13 protein-coding genes are annotated in these 14,986 nt (G+C 72.9%); 3 read left to right on the forward strand and 10 right to left on the reverse strand.

Features of this window, described 5'->3' with window-relative positions; translation table 11 throughout:
- Window positions 1–281: 281 nt before the first annotated feature.
- From ACWDR0_RS10665 to ACWDR0_RS10710, 10 genes are read right to left on the reverse strand one after another with little or no spacing between them, the layout of a single operon-like run.
- On the reverse strand, window positions 282–1,850 hold the full coding sequence (locus tag ACWDR0_RS10665) for an NADH-quinone oxidoreductase subunit N (RefSeq protein ID WP_456351280.1): 1,569 nt from the start codon (window positions 1,848–1,850) through the stop codon (window positions 282–284).
- Complete coding sequence (locus ACWDR0_RS10670; protein WP_456351281.1) at window positions 1,847–3,430, reverse strand: complex I subunit 4 family protein; 1,584 nt, start codon at window positions 3,428–3,430, stop codon at window positions 1,847–1,849. Before ACWDR0_RS10670 ends, ACWDR0_RS10665 begins: the two co-directional genes overlap by 4 nt.
- Window positions 3,431–3,433: 3 nt before the next feature.
- Window positions 3,434–5,449 (reverse strand): NADH-quinone oxidoreductase subunit 5 family protein, encoded by a 2,016-nt coding sequence (locus ACWDR0_RS10675; RefSeq protein WP_456351282.1) that lies wholly within the window; start codon window positions 5,447–5,449, stop codon window positions 3,434–3,436.
- Window positions 5,446–5,874, reverse strand: coding sequence for an NADH-quinone oxidoreductase subunit NuoK (nuoK, locus tag ACWDR0_RS10680; RefSeq protein ID WP_456351283.1), 429 nt, complete (start codon window positions 5,872–5,874; stop codon window positions 5,446–5,448). The genes ACWDR0_RS10675 and nuoK overlap by 4 nt, the downstream gene beginning before the upstream one ends.
- Complete coding sequence (locus ACWDR0_RS10685; protein WP_456351284.1) at window positions 5,874–6,650, reverse strand: NADH-quinone oxidoreductase subunit J family protein; 777 nt, start codon at window positions 6,648–6,650, stop codon at window positions 5,874–5,876. Before ACWDR0_RS10685 ends, nuoK begins: the two co-directional genes overlap by 1 nt.
- Window positions 6,647–7,213 carry a NuoI/complex I 23 kDa subunit family protein gene (locus tag ACWDR0_RS10690; RefSeq protein ID WP_456351285.1) on the reverse strand — a complete coding sequence of 189 codons (567 nt, stop codon included), beginning with the start codon at window positions 7,211–7,213 and terminating at the stop codon, window positions 6,647–6,649. The genes ACWDR0_RS10685 and ACWDR0_RS10690 overlap by 4 nt, the downstream gene beginning before the upstream one ends.
- A 2-nt stretch (window positions 7,214–7,215) precedes the next feature.
- On the reverse strand, window positions 7,216–8,181 hold the full coding sequence (locus ACWDR0_RS10695; protein WP_456351286.1) for a complex I subunit 1/NuoH family protein: 966 nt from the start codon (window positions 8,179–8,181) through the stop codon (window positions 7,216–7,218).
- On the reverse strand, window positions 8,178–9,542 hold the full coding sequence (locus ACWDR0_RS10700) for an NADH-quinone oxidoreductase subunit C (protein ID WP_456351287.1): 1,365 nt from the start codon (window positions 9,540–9,542) through the stop codon (window positions 8,178–8,180). Before ACWDR0_RS10700 ends, ACWDR0_RS10695 begins: the two co-directional genes overlap by 4 nt.
- Window positions 9,539–10,204 carry an NADH-quinone oxidoreductase subunit B gene (locus ACWDR0_RS10705; protein WP_456351288.1) on the reverse strand — a complete coding sequence of 222 codons (666 nt, stop codon included), beginning with the start codon at window positions 10,202–10,204 and terminating at the stop codon, window positions 9,539–9,541. Before ACWDR0_RS10705 ends, ACWDR0_RS10700 begins: the two co-directional genes overlap by 4 nt.
- The gene (locus tag ACWDR0_RS10710; RefSeq protein WP_456351289.1) at window positions 10,195–10,605 is read right to left on the reverse strand and encodes an NADH-quinone oxidoreductase subunit A; all 411 of its coding nucleotides are present in this window, start codon (window positions 10,603–10,605) and stop codon (window positions 10,195–10,197) included. Before ACWDR0_RS10710 ends, ACWDR0_RS10705 begins: the two co-directional genes overlap by 10 nt.
- A gap of 190 nt (window positions 10,606–10,795) precedes the next feature.
- Between ACWDR0_RS10710 and ACWDR0_RS10715 the strand changes: the two genes are divergently transcribed.
- From ACWDR0_RS10715 to ACWDR0_RS10725, 3 genes are all read left to right on the forward strand, one after another.
- Complete coding sequence (locus tag ACWDR0_RS10715) at window positions 10,796–12,130, forward strand: sensor histidine kinase (RefSeq protein ID WP_456351290.1); 1,335 nt, start codon at window positions 10,796–10,798, stop codon at window positions 12,128–12,130.
- Between the two features lie 401 nt (window positions 12,131–12,531).
- Window positions 12,532–13,863, forward strand: a complete 1,332-nt coding sequence (locus tag ACWDR0_RS10720; protein WP_456351291.1) for a sensor histidine kinase — start codon at window positions 12,532–12,534, stop codon at window positions 13,861–13,863.
- A gap of 381 nt (window positions 13,864–14,244) precedes the next feature.
- Window positions 14,245–14,904 (forward strand): response regulator transcription factor, encoded by a 660-nt coding sequence (locus ACWDR0_RS10725; protein WP_456351363.1) that lies wholly within the window; start codon window positions 14,245–14,247, stop codon window positions 14,902–14,904.
- Window positions 14,905–14,986 lie beyond the last annotated feature (82 nt).

Genomic DNA, 14,986 nt, shown 5'->3' on the forward strand with positions numbered 1-14,986 from the left:
GATGGTGCGGCAGGGGAACCCCTTACTGGTGGTGCTCCACCCTCCAGTGGACCCTTCTGTACTGGTCAACGCCAGGCGAAGGGGGCGAGTTCCCCGGCGCTCCCGGGGCCGGAACGGGCCGATCGGGTGAGCGCGGGTGCGTACCGGCCCCGCGCGGGGCGGGGCGGGGCCGGGGCGGCGCCGGCGCCGGAGCCGGGACCGTGGCCGGTGCGGGACGGGCCGTGGGCGTACCGGGCGGGTCGGCGGCGGTCCGGGGCGGGCCGCGGGCGGTCGGGGCCGTCTCAGAAGAGGCCGGTGGCCGCGAAGCGCAGGACGAGCTGGGGGGAGCCGGAGAGCAGGATTCCCGCGACGGCGGTGAGCGCGAGCGCCACGGCGAAGGGGGCGGGTACGGCCACGGCGGTGCCGGTGAGGGCGGGTGCCGGGGCCTCCCCGGGGGGCCCGGCGGGGGCTGCCGCGGGGGCGTCGGCGGGGGCCCGGAAGAGGACCGCGGTCCAGCGCAGGTAGTAGACGAGGCCGAGGGCGACATTGATGCCCATGAGGACCGCCAGCCAGCCGAGACCGGCGTCGACGGCCGAGGAGAACACCGTCACCTTCGCGAAGAGCCCGATCACGCCCGGCGGCAGTCCGGCCAGGCAGAGCAGGAAGAAGCCCATGGTCAGGGCGGTGACCGGATGGGTGGCGTAGAGCCCGCGGTAGTCGGCGATCCGGTTGAGCCGGTGGGTGCGGGCGACGACCGCGACGACCGCGAAGGCGCCGAGGTTCACGACCGCGTACATGAGGGCGTACGCGATGGTGGAGCCGATCTGGTCGTCGCTGGAGTACCCGGCCGCGGCGATGGGGACCAGGAGGAAGCCCGCCTGGGCGACGGACGACCAGGCCAGCAGGCGTACGGCGCCGAGGGCGCGGTCGGCGCGCTGCCGCAGGGCGCCGAGGTTGCCCGCGGTCATGGTGACGGCGGCCAGCACGGCGACCGCGGGGCCCCAGACGTCGGCGTACCCGGGGAAGGCGATCACGGTGACGAGGATCAGGCCGGAGAAGCCGACCGCCTTGCCGACGACGGAGAGGTAGGCGGCGACGGGCAGCGGCGCGCCGACGTAGGTGTCGGGGACCCAGAAGTGGAAGGGGACGGCCGCGGTCTTGAAGGCGAAGCCGATGAGGGTGAGGGCGACGCCGGTACGGGCCAGGGTGTCCAGGTCGCCGGGGACGTTCGCGGTCGCGATCCGGCTGAGGTGGAGGCTGCCGGTCGCGGCGTAGACGAAGCTGACGCCGAGGAGGGTCACGGCGGTCGCGGTCACCGAGGTGAGGAAGAACTTGAGGGCGGCCTCGCTGGAGCGGCGGTCGCCGCGGCGCAGGCCGACCAGGGCGAAGGCGGGCAGGGAGGCCACTTCGAGGGCGACGACGAGGGTGGCGAGGTCCCGGGAGGCGGGCAGCAGGGCGGCCCCGGCCGTGGAGGAGAGCAGCAGGAACCAGAATTCGCCGGCGGGGAGCCGGTGGCGGGTCTCGCGCAGGGAGAGCAGGGCGGTGAGCAGGGCGCCGCCGAGGACCAGCAGCTGGACGGCGAGGGTGAAGAGGTCCGCGGTGTAGCTGCAGGTGGTGACGTCGGTGGTGAGGCAGAAGGTGCGGCCGGTGCCGTCGCGCAGCGGTACGAGGGAGGCGATCGCGGCGAGCAGGCCCGCGACGGCGCCGAGGCCGAGGAGGCCCTTGCGGTGCTCGGGGACGAAGAGGTCGGCCACCAGGATCAGCAGGCCGGTGACGGCCGCGAGGACCGGTGGCGCGATGGTGACCCAGTCGACGTTCTGGACGAGACTGGCGACCCCTCCGTCGGCGGCGATGGGGGTGGCGAGGGTCACGACGAGCCTCCCGAGAGGAGCTTCTGCACGGCCGGGTCGGTGAGGCCGAGGAGGACCGCGGGCCAGAGTCCGGCGAGGACGGTGAGGGCGACGAGCGGGGACCAGGCGGCGAGTTCGTAGCCCCGGACGTCGGGGACGGTCCGGGCGCCGGGTCCGTCGGTCCCGGGGACGCCCATGCAGACGCGGCGGACGACGATCAGCAGATAGGCGGCGGTGAGGAGGGTGCCGAAGCCGCCGATCACCATGAAGGTGAGGAACGCGGGGCGGTTGAGGCCCTCCGCCGGGTCGAAGGCGCCGAAGAGCGCGAGCATCTCGCCCCAGAATCCGGCCAGTCCGGGCAGGCCGAGGGAGGCGACGGAGGCGAAGGCGAGGAGGGCGCCGAGGCGGGGGGCGCGGCCGTAGAGGGCGGCGCCGGTGGCTCCGGCGAGGGTGTCGAGGTCGGCGGTGCCGTAGCGCTCCTTGACCGCTCCGGCCAGGAAGAACAGCAGGCCGGTGATGAGGCCGTGGGCGATGTTGGCGAAGAGCGCGCCGTTCACTCCGGTCGGGGTCATGGTGGCGATGCCGAGGAGGACGAAGCCCATATGGCCGACGGAGGAGTAGGCGATCAGCTTCTTCAGGTCGCCGGAGGCGCCCTTGCGGGCGAGGGCGAGGCAGGCCAGGGAGCCGTAGACGATGCCGACGGCGGCGAAGGCGGCGAGATAGGGCGCGAAGGTCCGCATGCCGTCGGGTGCGGCGGGCAGGACGATCCGGACGAATCCGTAGGTGCCCATCTTCAGCATGACTCCGGCGAGGAGTACGGAGCCGACGGTCGGGGCGGCGGTGTGGGCGGCGGGCAGCCAGGAGTGCAGGGGCCACATCGGGGTCTTCACCGCGAGGCCGAGACCGATCGCCAGTACCGCGATGACCTGCGTGGACGTACTGAGGCCGCGGCCGTTGTCAGTGGCGAGTGCCACCATGTCGAAGGTGCCGGTCTTCAGGCCGATCAGCAGGAAGCCGAGCAGCATGACGACCGAGCCGAGCAGTGTGAAGAGGATGAACTTCCAGGCGGCTGCCCGCCGTTCCTCGCCGCCCCAGCGGGCGATGAGGAAGTACATGGGGATGAGCACCGTCTCGAAGGCCAGGAAGAACAGCAGCAGGTCGAGGACCGCGAAGGTGGCGAGGGTGCCCGTTTCGAGGACGAGCAGCAGCGCCACGAAGGCCTTGGGGGAGGGTCCGGCAGGGGGCTTGAAGTAGGTGTAGAGCGCGCAGAGGAAGGTCAGCAGCGCGGTCAGGAGCAGAAGGGGCAGGGAGATGCCGTCGACACCGAGGTGGATGCGCACGCCGAGTGCGGGGATCCAGCTGATGTCCGTGGTCGCCTGCATTCTCGACGGCTGGTCGTGGTCGAAGCCGCTGGCGAGGACGACGGCGGCGGCGAGGACGGCTCCGGTGACGGTGACGCCGTGGCGGAGCACGGCCTGTTCGGGGCTGCGGCCGCGGAGTCCGGGCGGGGCGGGCAGCAGGGCGGCCGCGGCGCCGAGGAGCGGGAGGGCGACGATGAACGCGAGAAGGGCCTGCATCACGGATTCGCTGATATCGATCACGGTTCAGGACCCCGCGTTCGTGGTGGACAGGGCGACGACGGCGATCACCAGGACGGCGCCGCCGGCGAGCAGCCAGCTGACATAGGTCTGCATATTGCCGGTCTGGGCGCGCCGGACGAGGCGTCCGAGGCCGTTGGCGCCGAGGGCCGTGCCGCGGACGTAGGTCTCGATCACTTCGCGGTCGAGGAAGCTCACCAGCCGGGCGCCGGCGAGTACGGGGCGGACGAACAGGGTGTGGCAGACGGCGTCGAGGTGGAAGCCGTTGGCGGCGTGGCGGTGGAGCGGGCCGAGGAGTCTGCGGCCGGGGTCGGCCGGGTCGGGGGCGTAGGCGACGGAGCCGTAGGCCGGGGCGTGGGCGGCGATGGCCTCCGCTTCGACGGTGGACGGCGGGGCGTCGGGGTGGGCCGCGTGGGCCGCGGCGGTGGTCCGCTCCGGGAGGGCCGCGGCGCGGGGGCGGAGGGCCCGCCAGGCGCCGTAGGTGAGGAGGCCGCCGATGAGGGCGGTGCCGGTGCCGAGGACGGCGGTGGTGACGGTGGGGGCCAGTCCGTGGCCGTCGAACCAGCCGTCGAAGTATCCGTAGGTGGCGCCGAATCCGAGGGAGGGGATCGCCAGCAGCCAGAGAACGGAGGTCATGGCCAGGGGTTCCCGGCCGTGGTCGGGGGCTTCGGCGCCGTGGCCGCGGAAGGCGAGCAGCCAGAGCCGGGTGGCATAGGCGGCGGTGAGGAGGGCGGTGATCAGTCCGGCGATCAGGACGGTCCAGCCCGCGGCGCCGGGCGCGGTGCCCGGGCCCTCGCCGAGCGCGGTGTGCTCGGCGGCGACGAGGACGGCTTCCTTGGAGAAGAAGCCCGCGAAGGGAGGGATGGCCACGAGCGCGAGCAGGGCGACGGTCATCGTCCAGTAGGCGTCCGGGATGCGCCGGGCCAGTCCGCCGGTGCGGCTCATCGCGGCGAGGGAGTTGGTGCCCGCGGCGTGGATGACCACTCCGGCGGCGAGGAACAGCAGCGCCTTGAAGGCGCCGTGGGACAGGAGGTGGAAGACGGCGGCACCGCGGTCGGCGACGGCGAGGGCGCCTGCCATATAGCCGAGCTGGCCGATGGTCGAGTAGGCGAGGACGCGTTTGATGTCGTCCTGGGCGAGGGCGGCCAGTCCCGAGCCGACCATGGTGACGGCGGCCATCACGGCGAGCACGGTGAGCGCGGCGGCGGAGGCGGCGAAGACCGGAAGGAGCCGGGCGACGAAGTAGATACCGGCGGCGACCATGGTCGCCGCGTGGATCAGGGCCGAGACGGGAGTGGGGCCCGCCATCGCGTCGGGCAGCCAGATGTGCAGCGGGAACTGCGCGGACTTGCCGGCGACGCCCGCGAGGAGGAGCAGCGCCACCAGGGTGGGGTGGTCCAGGCCGCCGGTGGCGACGGTGTCCAGGATGCCGGTGATCCGGAAGGTGCCCGCGTCGGTGGCGAGGGCGAAGAGACCGATCAGGAAGGGGACGTCGCCCAGCTTGGTGACCAGGAAGGCCTTCAGGGACGCGGCGCGGGCCTCCGGGGTCTCCCAGTAGTGGCCGACGAGGAAGTACGAGCAGATGCCCATGATCTCCCAGCCGACCAGGAGCACCATCAGGTCGCCGGAGTAGACGACGAGCAGCATCGCGGAGGTGAAGAGGGAGACCAGCGCGGCGTAGGAGGGGTAGCGGGGGTCGTCGCGCAGATAGGCGGTCGAGTAGATCTGCACGCAGGACGCCACGACCCCGACGAGGACGGCGACGAGGACCGCGAAACCGTCGAGGTAGAGGGCGAGGTCGATGGGGACCGAGCCGGTGGGGGTGAGCTGGGTCGCCGCGGAGATCGGGGCGTCGCCGCCCTGCCGGACGGCTACGACGGCCGCGAGAACGGTGGAGCCCAGCACCGGCAGGACCGCCAGCGGGCGGACGAAGCCGGGGGCGGTGCGGCCGAGCAGCAGTCCGGCGAGGGCGCCGAGGAAGGGCAGGAGGGGGACGAGAACGGCGAGGGTGATCGTGGTCACGCGGTGGCCTCGGCCTTCTGCGTCGCCGGAGCGGCGGGCCCGGCGGCCGCCGTGCCGGGGTGGTCGGGGTCGAAGCCGGGTCCGGGGCCGAGACCGGGGTCGTCCGGTTCGTCACCGGGGGGCTCGGCGGTGTCCCGGAGCCGGTCGATGTCGGAGGAGCCGCGGTTGCGGTAGACCATCAGCACGATCGCCAGGCCGATGCCGATCTCGGCGGCCGCGATGGCGATGGTGAAGAGGGTGAGGGCCTGGCCGGAGTGGAGGGCGTCGCGGAGCCAGACGTCGAAGGCGACCAGGTTGAGGTTGACGGCGTTGAGCATCAGCTCGACGGACATCAGGACGAGGATCGCGTTGCGGCGGGCGAGGACGCCGTAGATGCCGATGCAGAAGAGGAGGACGGAGAGCACGGCGGGATAGGCGAGATGCATCAGTTCTCCCCCTCGGGCGCCGGACCGGCGGCGGGCCGGTCGCCGTTGCGGGGCGGGGGTCCGGCCGTGGGTGCGGGTCCCGCGCCGGGCGGGGTTCCGGCTCGGGACGGCCCGGCGGCCGCGGGCGGGGTCCCTGTCCCGGACGGCTTCACGGGGGCGGAGGGCTTTCCGGGCGCGGAGGGCCCTCCGGCCCGGGGAAGCTTTCCGGCCTCGGGCGGGGCGGCGGCGGTTTCGGCGGCGCGTCGGCGGGAGAGCACGATCGCGCCGACCAGCGCGGCGAGGAGCAGGACGGACAGGGCCTCGAAGGGGAGCACCCAGTGCCGGAAGAGGATCTCGCCCACGGTCGCCGTACTGCCCTGGGCTGCCCCGTCGAGGTCGATCCACGTGGTGCGGAAGGCGTCCACGACCACCCAGACCAGGGCGGCGGCCGCGGTCCCGGCGACCGCCAGGGCCACGGCCCGGTTGCCGGAGTCGGCGTCCGGGGAGCGGCCGATCGGGGCCTTGGTGAGCATCAGTCCGAAGAGGAGGAGGACGACGACGGAGCCGACGTAGATGAGGACCTGGACCCAGGCGATGAACTCGGCGGTCAGCAGCAGGTACTCGACGGCGAGCCCGCCGAGGGCGACGACGAGCCAGAGGGCGGCGTGCACCAGCTGCCGGGTGGTGACGGTCATCACGGCGGCGCCGAGGGTCAGCAGACCGACGAGGAGAAAGGCGATCTCCACGCCGGTGGGCGAGAGGAAGCCCTGGGGCGCGGCGGCGGCGAGCGGGATCATTCCGCGCCTCCCTCACCGGGCGGGTTGGTCTCCTGGGCGCGGGCGGCGGCCTGCTTCTCGGCCGTCTTGCGGGCGGCCGCGATCTCCTTGGGCTCCTCGGCCGCGGGGTCGAGCGCGGGCGGCGCGGGGACGGTCCACATCCACTCGCGGAGCTTGTCGCGCTCGTGGGTGAGTTCGTGGATATCGGTCTCCGCGTACTCGAACTCGGGCGACCAGAACAGCGCGTCGAAAGGACACACCTCGATGCAGATACCGCAGTACATGCAGAGGGAGAAGTCGATCGCGAAGCGGTCGAGGACATTGCGGCTGCGTTCCCGGCCGCCGGGCGCGGCCGCCGGGATCGTCTCCTTGTGGGAGTCGATGTAGATGCACCAGTCGGGGCACTCCCGGGCGCACAGCATGCAGACCGTGCAGTTCTCCTCGAAGAGGCCGATCACCCCGCGGGTGCGGGGCGGCAGATCGGGCTGGACGTCCGGGTACTGCGCGGTGACGGTTTTCCGCGTCATCGTGCGCAGGGTCACGGCGAGGCCCTTGGCCAGGCCCGAGCCGGGGATCGGGGGCACGGTCAGATCACCACCTTCACGATGCCCGTGAGGGCGATCTGGGCGAGGGCGAGGGGGACGAGGACGGTCCAGGCGAGCCGCTGGAGCTGGTCCTCCCGCATCCGCGGGTAGGACACCCGGAGCCAGATCACGATGAACGCCAGGACCGCCGTCTTGAGCAGGGTCCAGACCCAGCCGAGTCCGTCGGCGCCCATCGGTCCGTGCCAGCCGCCGAGGAAGAGGACGGTGGTCAGTCCGCAGAGCACCACGATTCCGGCGTACTCGGCGAGCAGGAAGAGCGCGAACCGCAGCCCGGTGTACTCGGTGTAGGCGCCGAAGATGATCTCCGAGTCGGCGACCGGCATATCGAAGGGCGGGCGCTGGAGTTCGGCGAGACCCGCGACGAAGAAGACGACGGCGCCCATGATCTGCCAGGGGAGCCACCACCACTCGAAGGCGTCGAGGATGCCGGGGAGGGAGACCGTGCCCGCCGCCATGGCGACGGACGCGGCCGCGAGCAGCATCGGCAGTTCGTACGCCAGCAGCTGGGCCGCGGTACGCAGCCCGCCGAGGAGGGAGAACTTGTTGGCCGAGGCCCAGCCCGCCATCAGCGAGCCGAGCACCGAGACACCCATGATCGCGAGGACGAAGAAGATACCCGCGTCGACGACTTCGCCGACCGCGCCCTCACCGGGGCCGATCGGTACCGCGACGAGGACGAGGAGATAGGGCAGCAGCGCGACGGCGGGTGCGAGCTGGAAGATCCGGCGGTCGGCACCGGCCGGGACCACGTCCTCCTTCTGCGCGAACTTCACACCGTCGGCGACGAGCTGGGCCCAGCCGTGGAAGCCACCGGCGTACATGGGGCCAAGACGGCCCTGCATATGTGCCATGACCTTGTGCTCGGCCTGCCCGATGATCAGCGGGAAGGTGAGGAAGACGGCGAAGACGATCAGCAGGCGGACGGCGACGTCGAGGGCGTCGTTCACGCGGGGTCGCCTCCGGCGGTGTCGTTATCGGTGTCGTCCGTTGCGCCGCCTTCACCGGGGGCCGTCCGGCGGGGTGCGGCGGGCGGGGGCCCGGGGTCCGGCGTCGTATCCGGGGCGGACTCGGGACCGGATTCCGGCTCGGCCTCGGGCGCGGGCTCGGGAGCGGGGGACGGGGTCCCGGGGTCCGGTTCCGGCGCGGGGGCGGGTTCCGGCGTGGGCTCGGTACCGGGTTCCGGGGCGGACTCGGGGGTCGCGGGGCCGGTGCGGGGGCCCGGACCGGCGGCGGCCGCGTCCTCGGTGTCGTCGAACGCCGGGCGCGCGTGGTGCCAGGGGGCGTCCGTGCTGCGGGCGGCGCGGGGCGCCGGTGCCGTGCCGGTGCCGTCCGCGGTGTTCCCGTCCTTGGTCTCCCCGTCCGGACCTCCGGCACCCGCGGCGTTGCCCTCCGGGGCATCGCCGGCCGGAGCCTGGCTCGCGGAGCCGTCGGCCGCGGTCCGGCTGCGGCGCGGCGGGCGGGCCGGTGTTTCGGGGGCGGCGGGCGTCGCCGGGGCCGTGTCATCGGCCGGGGCGCCGCCGGTCGCGGCCTGGCTCGCGGAGCCCTCACTCACACTGCGGGTCCGGCGGGGCGGCACCGCGGTGGTGCCCTCCGGTGCGCCGGGGGCCTGGCTCGCGGAGCCCTCTCCTGCTGTGCGGGTCCGCCGGACGGGCCGGTCACCGGCGGCCGCCGCGGCGCGGGGCGTCCGGGCCGGGCGGGCCGGGGCCGGGGGCAACTGGCCCTTCAGCGGGCCCCACTCGTTGGGGTCGGGGACGCCCGGCGGCAGCATCTGCCGCCGCTTGGGGGCGCCGTGGCCCGCGCCCTCCCCCGGCTCCTTGGCGCCGGGCCAGGCCTTGACGACCCGGGCGGCCAGGACGAAGTCCTTGCGCAGCGGATGGCCTTCGAAGCCGTCCGGCAGCAGCAGCGGGACCAGGTGCGGATGGCCGGTGAAGCCGACGCCGAACATCTCGTGGGTCTCGCGCTCGTGCCACTCGGCGCCCGCGTACACCCCGACCGCCGACGGCAGTACGGGCTCCTCGTGCGGGACGGTCGTCCGCACCAGCAGTCTGCGGACCCGGCCGCCGGGGCCCTCGGGGAGGGCGGCGACGTGCGCGCAGACCCGGAAGCCGGTACCGGGCTCGTCGACGGCGCTCAGCCAGTCGAAGTAGGTGCAGCCCAGCGTGGTGCGGGCGGTTTCCAGGGCGGCGAGCCAGGACGCGGCCGGTACGTCGACCGTGAGCAGCTCGTACGCGGATTCGGCGGTCGCCTCGGGCCCGAACAGCTCCGTTACGGCGGCGGCGTCGGGAAGCCGGTCGTACGCGGCGGTCACGAGGCATCGCCTTCCGGGGCACCCGCGCCGCCGGACACGGGCGGGGTGGGCGGCGCGACCAGCGAGCCGGTCAGCTCCGCCGCGGAGGGCCGGGCCGGGCCGGTCTCCGCGTACCGCTCGCCGAGCGACTCCCGGGCGATCTTCTCCTGGAGCTTCAGGATGCCCTGGAGCAGCGCCTCGGGCCGCGGCGGGCAGCCGGGCACGTACACGTCGACCGGGATGATCTGGTCGACGCCCTTGGTGACCGCGTACGAGTCCCAGTACGGGCCGCCGCAGTTGGAGCAGGCGCCGAAGGAGATGACGTACTTGGGCTCGGGCATCTGCTCGTACAGCCGCTTCACGGCCGGGGCCATCTTGTCCGTCACCGTCCCCGAGACGATCATCAGATCGGCCTGGCGGGGTCCGGGCGCGAAGGGGATCACGCCGAGCCGGATGAAGTCGTGGCGGGACATCGACGCGGCGATGAACTCGATCGCGCAGCAGGCGAGCCCGAAGTTGAAGACCCAGAGGCTGTAGCGGCGTCCCCAGTTCAGGACGACCTTCATGGGTTCCGGGGCGAGGCGGGAAAGGACCCCGAGCCGCTTGGGCTCCGGGAGGAGGACCGGGTCCGGCCGGTCGCCGGACGGTTCCGGCGTGCCCGGCGGGGGCGGGGTCACGTCCATGTCAGGACGCCCTTCTTCCATGCGTACAGCAGTCCCACGGCCAGGAAGCCGAGGAAGATAAACATCTCGACGAGCGTCGTCGCTCCGTACCCCGCCGCGGCGAAGACCGTGGCCCAGGGGAAGAGGAAGATCGAATCGACGGCGAAGATCACGTAGAGGAACGCGTAGACGTAGTAGCGGACCTGGGTATGGGCCCAGCCCTCGCCCACCGGGTCGACTCCGCATTCGTAGGTGAGCAGTTTCTCCGGGGTCGGCACGACGGGCCGCAGCAGGCGTCCCGCGCCGAAGGCGACCGCCACGAAGATCACGCCGATCAGCGCGAGCAGCCCGACGACGGAGTAACTGGCGAAGTAGTCGTCGGCCCGCTCCGCCGCGAGCCCGGCCACGGTCGGTTCCGGCACCTCTGCCCTCGCTCCCTGACCTCGTCCACGGTGGAATGCACGCGGAAACCACGTTCCGTACGCACGGGAGTCTAGGCCCTGTTAAATGCAGGGTAAGCAGTCGCGTCGGACAGAGGTGGGGTTAACCCCAGCCCGGGTCGGCCGAGTACCCCCATGGCGCCGCGCGGCACGGCCGGGCAGGCTGACGGGTATGACTGCCGGACAACTCGCATCCGACCCCGCCCGGGGCCCCGAGCAGGGGCCTTACGGCGATTCCGCTTCCCGTCCCGGAACGGGGCGCCCTCCGGCCGTTCGCGGAACGGAGCGCGGGGCCGGGGCCGGAGCCGCGGCCGGCCCCGGCGGCAGCGCGGAACCACTGCCGTCACCCGGCTTCGCCTACGGCGAGCACACCTGGAAGGAGATCGTCCATCTCCTCGCCAACTTTCCGCTGTCGCTGCTGCACTTCTTTTACGTAGCGTTCACGATCGTCCTCGGCGCGGCGCTCTCCCTGACGGTGGTCGGGCTGCCGGTGCTGGCGCTGGGACTGGCCGGGGCACGGCTGATCGGCACGTCGGAGCGGGCCCGGGCACGGGTGCTGCTGGGGGTACGGGTGGAGGAGCCCAGCCCGCTGTCCGGCGCGCACCGGGGCGGCGGCTTCTTCAGCCGGCTGTGGACGGCCCTGAAGGATCCGGTCGGCTGGCGGGCCGCGCTCTACTGCCTGATACGCCTGCCCTGGGGCGTGCTGACGTTCGCGGTGACGCTGCTGAGCGTCGTCGCGCTCTGGCCGGTGGCCGGATTCCTCGCCCGCGGTATGGGAAACGCGGACCGGGTGATGGTGCGGGGGCTGCTCTCCCCCTCGGACGAGCTGGAGCGGCGGATCGCCGAGCTGGAGTCGGACCGGGGGGTGGTGGTGGACACCGCGGCCGCGGACCTGCGCCGTATCGAACGTGATCTCCACGACGGCGCCCAGGCCCGGCTGGTGGCCCTCGCCATGGGGCTGGGGCTGGCCAAGGAGAAGCTGCTGGAGGACCCGGAAGCCGCGGCGGCGATGGTCGGCGAGGCCCACGGCGAGGTGAAACTCGCCCTCCAGGAGCTGCGCGACCTGGCGCGCGGTATCCATCCGGCCGTCCTCACCGACCGCGGGCTCGACGCGGCGCTCTCCTCCGTCGCCTCCCGCTGCACCGTCCCGGTGTCGGTGTCGGTCGATCTGACGGAGCGGCCCGCGGAGGCCATCGAGGGCATCGCCTACTTCACCGTCTCGGAACTCCTGCAGAACGTCAGCAAGCACTCCCGGGCGCGGCAGGCGGCGGTGGACGTCTGGCGGGTGGAGAGGCGGCTGATGCTCCAGGTCACGGACGACGGGCAGGGCGGCGCCAGGCTGGACGGCGGGACGGGTATGGCGGGCCTGGCCGAGCGGCTGGGGGCGGTGGACGGGCTGTTCGTCCTGGAGTCCCCGGCGGGCGGTCCGACAACGGTGACGGTGGAGATCCCGTGGCGCGACCGCGGTCCGTCCCGGGCGGGGGTGGAGCCGGCGGGGCGGAGGTAGCTCCCCAGCCCGTGGACACGGGGATTCCTCAGGGGCATTCAGGAGTATTAGGAAGCATTCGGGAGCATTCAGGGGTCTTGCGGTGGTTCCACCGGAGGGCTGGACGGAGCGCGCCGGGCGGAGCCATCCGCACCGGCGCGTTCGGCGTGCCCGGCGGGTACGGGTGCGTCCGGCGCGGTCGGCGAGTTCGGCCGGTTCGGCAGGTTCGGTCGGCTCGGCGGGCTGCGGCTCCGGTACGGCCGGGGCGGGTGCCGGCCGGGGGAGGATCCGCGGCCCCGGAGGGGGCGAGGGTGGGGATAACCCCCCTGCCAAGAGTCCCCCGACCACCATGGTGGGGCGGGCCTGCGAAGACGCATCCTGAATACATGACCGGAGCCCGCATCGCAGAAGGAACGAACCCGATGGCAACCGAACACCGAACGCAGCGGTACGAGGGTCATGTCGAGCGCCGCCGTGTGGTGCCGTCGGCGCTGCGCGCGCCGTTCGAGGGACGGACCTGGCGCGAGTTCTGGTACCTGATGCTGAATCTCCCGATCAGCATCATCGTCTTCACCTTCACGGTGACGACGATGTCGCTGGGCGCCGGGCTGCTGGTCACCTTTGTGGGGATCCCTGTCCTGGCGGCGGGACTCGGGGCCTGCCGGGCGTTCGGGGCGCTGGAGCGGAGCCGGGCCCGGCTGCTCCTCGGTATCCAGGTCGACGCTCCGGAGCCGCTGCGCCCCCGGACGAACGGGCTGATGTCGTGGATCGGCGCGGTGCTCAAGAGCGGCGCGTCCTGGCGCCATCTGCTCTACTCCCTGCTCCACTTCCCGTGGGCGGTGACCGCGTTCACCACGGTCCTGACAGCCTGGACCGTGGGCTGGTCGCTGCTGCTGTACCCGCTGTGGCAGTGGCTGTTCCCGACCCACTGGGACCAGCCGGGCATCATGCTCTACGGCGACGGCAAGGACACCGAGCTGTATCTGGACACCCCGTTCGAGATCGGGGCCACCTCCCTGGCCGGTCTGGGCACGGTGCTGGTCTCGGCCTGGCTGATCCGGGGCTTCGCCTATGTGGACCGGTTCATGGTCTCGGGGCTGCTGGGCCCGTCGAAGCTGGCGGAGCGAGTGGTCGAGCTGGAGTCGGACCGCGGCGTGGTGGTGGACACCGCGGCGGCCGACCTGCGCCGGATAGAGCGCGATCTCCACGACGGCGCCCAGGCCCGGCTGGTGGCGCTGGCGATGGACCTCGGGCTGGCGAAGGAGAAGCTGCTGGAGGACCCGGACACGGCGGCGTCGATGGTGGACGAGGCCCACGGCGAAGTGAAGCTCGCCCTCCAGGAACTGCGCGACCTGGCCCGGGGCATCCATCCGGCCGTCCTCACCGGCCGCGGGCTCGACGCGGCGCTCTCCTCCGTCGCCTCCCGCTGCACCGTCCCGGTCTCCGTGGATGTCGATCTGGAGTCCCGGCCGGCCGCGGCGATCGAGGGCATCGCCTACTTCACCGTCTCGGAACTCCTGCAGAACGTCAGCAAGCACTCGCAGGCACGCAGGGCGACCGTCGAGGTATGGCGCTCGGAGAACCGGCTCATGATCCAGGTCGGCGACGACGGGAAGGGCGGCGCCGATGTGACCGCGGGCAGCGGGCTGGCGGGGCTGGCCGAGCGGCTGGACTCGGTGGACGGGGTCCTCGCGGTCGACTCACCGGCCGGCGGGCCGACCATGGTGACCGCGGAGCTGCCCTGGCGCGGGTAGCCGCAGCGGACGGCAGCCCGGTCCCGGGGCAGGACCGACCAATACCCGCTGATACCGGCCGACACCGGCAACGCTCCCCCGTGCGGCGGCCGCACGGGGGAGCGCGGGCTGTCCTGCTCTCCCCCGCGCCCCTCGCCGTTCCGCCCTCGGCCCCCGGTTCCCGGTCCGTACACCCCGGCACCCCGGACCCCTTTTCGTACGGCCCCTGGGCCCGTTCCGTACAACCCCTGCGCCCGCGGGCTCCAGGCCGGTACTCCCCCCTGAGCCGGTGAGTTGTCCACAGGCTTTCCCGGGCCCGTCCCGATACTGGGATGCTGGTGTGCGCAAGCAGACGGGCGGGACCGAGTGTGGGGGAACGGGGCTGTGGTGAACGACAACAGGGTGCGGGTGGTCATCGCCGAGGATTCGGTGCTGCTCCGCGAGGGGCTGACGAGACTGCTGACCGATCGCGGTCATGATGTGGTCGCCGGGGTGGGCGACGGCGACGCGCTGGTGAAGACGGTCGGCGACCTGGCCGCCGCGGGGATGCTGCCGGATGTGGTGGTGGCCGATGTCCGGATGCCGCCGTCCCATACGGACGAGGGGGTCCGCGCGGCGGTGAGGCTGCGCCGGGACCATCCGGGGATAGGCGTTCTGGTCCTCTCCCAGTACGTGGAGGAGCGGTACGCCACGGAGCTGCTCGCGGGCAGCAGCCGGGGCGTGGGCTATCTGCTGAAGGACCGGGTCGCCGAGGTCCGCGAGTTCGTGGACGCCGTGGTGCGGGTGGCCGGCGGGGGCACGGCGCTGGACCCCGAGGTGGTGGCCCAGCTGCTGGGCCGCAGCCGGAAACAGGACGTGCTGGCCAGGCTGACGCCCCGGGAGCGCGAGGTCCTCGGTCTGATGGCCGAGGGGCGGACGAACTCGGCGATCGCGAAGCAGCTCGTGGTCAGCGAGGGCGCGGTCGAGAAGCATGTGAGCAACATCTTCCAGAAGCTCGGCCTCTCCCCCAGTGACGGGGATCACCGGAGGGTGCTGGCCGTGCTCACCTATCTCAACTCGTAGCGGGGGCTGAAGGCTCGTCAGAATCCGGACGGCGGGACGGGTCCTACTACCAAAGTACGAGCCGGGAGTGTCCCGCCGGACG

The organism is Streptomyces sp. NPDC003691 (genome assembly GCF_053981115.1).

What these genes read in the sequence shown, in the direction of transcription:
- nuoK (WP_456351283.1), bottom strand. Translation starts at nt 5,874, where the DNA reads ATGCATCTCGCCTATCCCGCCGTGCTCTCCGTCCTCCTCTTCTGCATC.
- ACWDR0_RS10685 (WP_456351284.1), bottom strand. Translation starts at nt 6,650, where the DNA reads ATGATCCCGCTCGCCGCCGCCGCGCCCCAGGGCTTCCTCTCGCCCACC.
- ACWDR0_RS10705 (WP_456351288.1), bottom strand. Translation starts at nt 10,204, where the DNA reads ATGGACGTGACCCCGCCCCCGCCGGGCACGCCGGAACCGTCCGGCGAC.
- ACWDR0_RS10715 (WP_456351290.1), top strand. Translation starts at nt 10,796, where the DNA reads ATGACTGCCGGACAACTCGCATCCGACCCCGCCCGGGGCCCCGAGCAG.
- ACWDR0_RS10720 (WP_456351291.1), top strand. Translation starts at nt 12,532, where the DNA reads ATGGCAACCGAACACCGAACGCAGCGGTACGAGGGTCATGTCGAGCGC.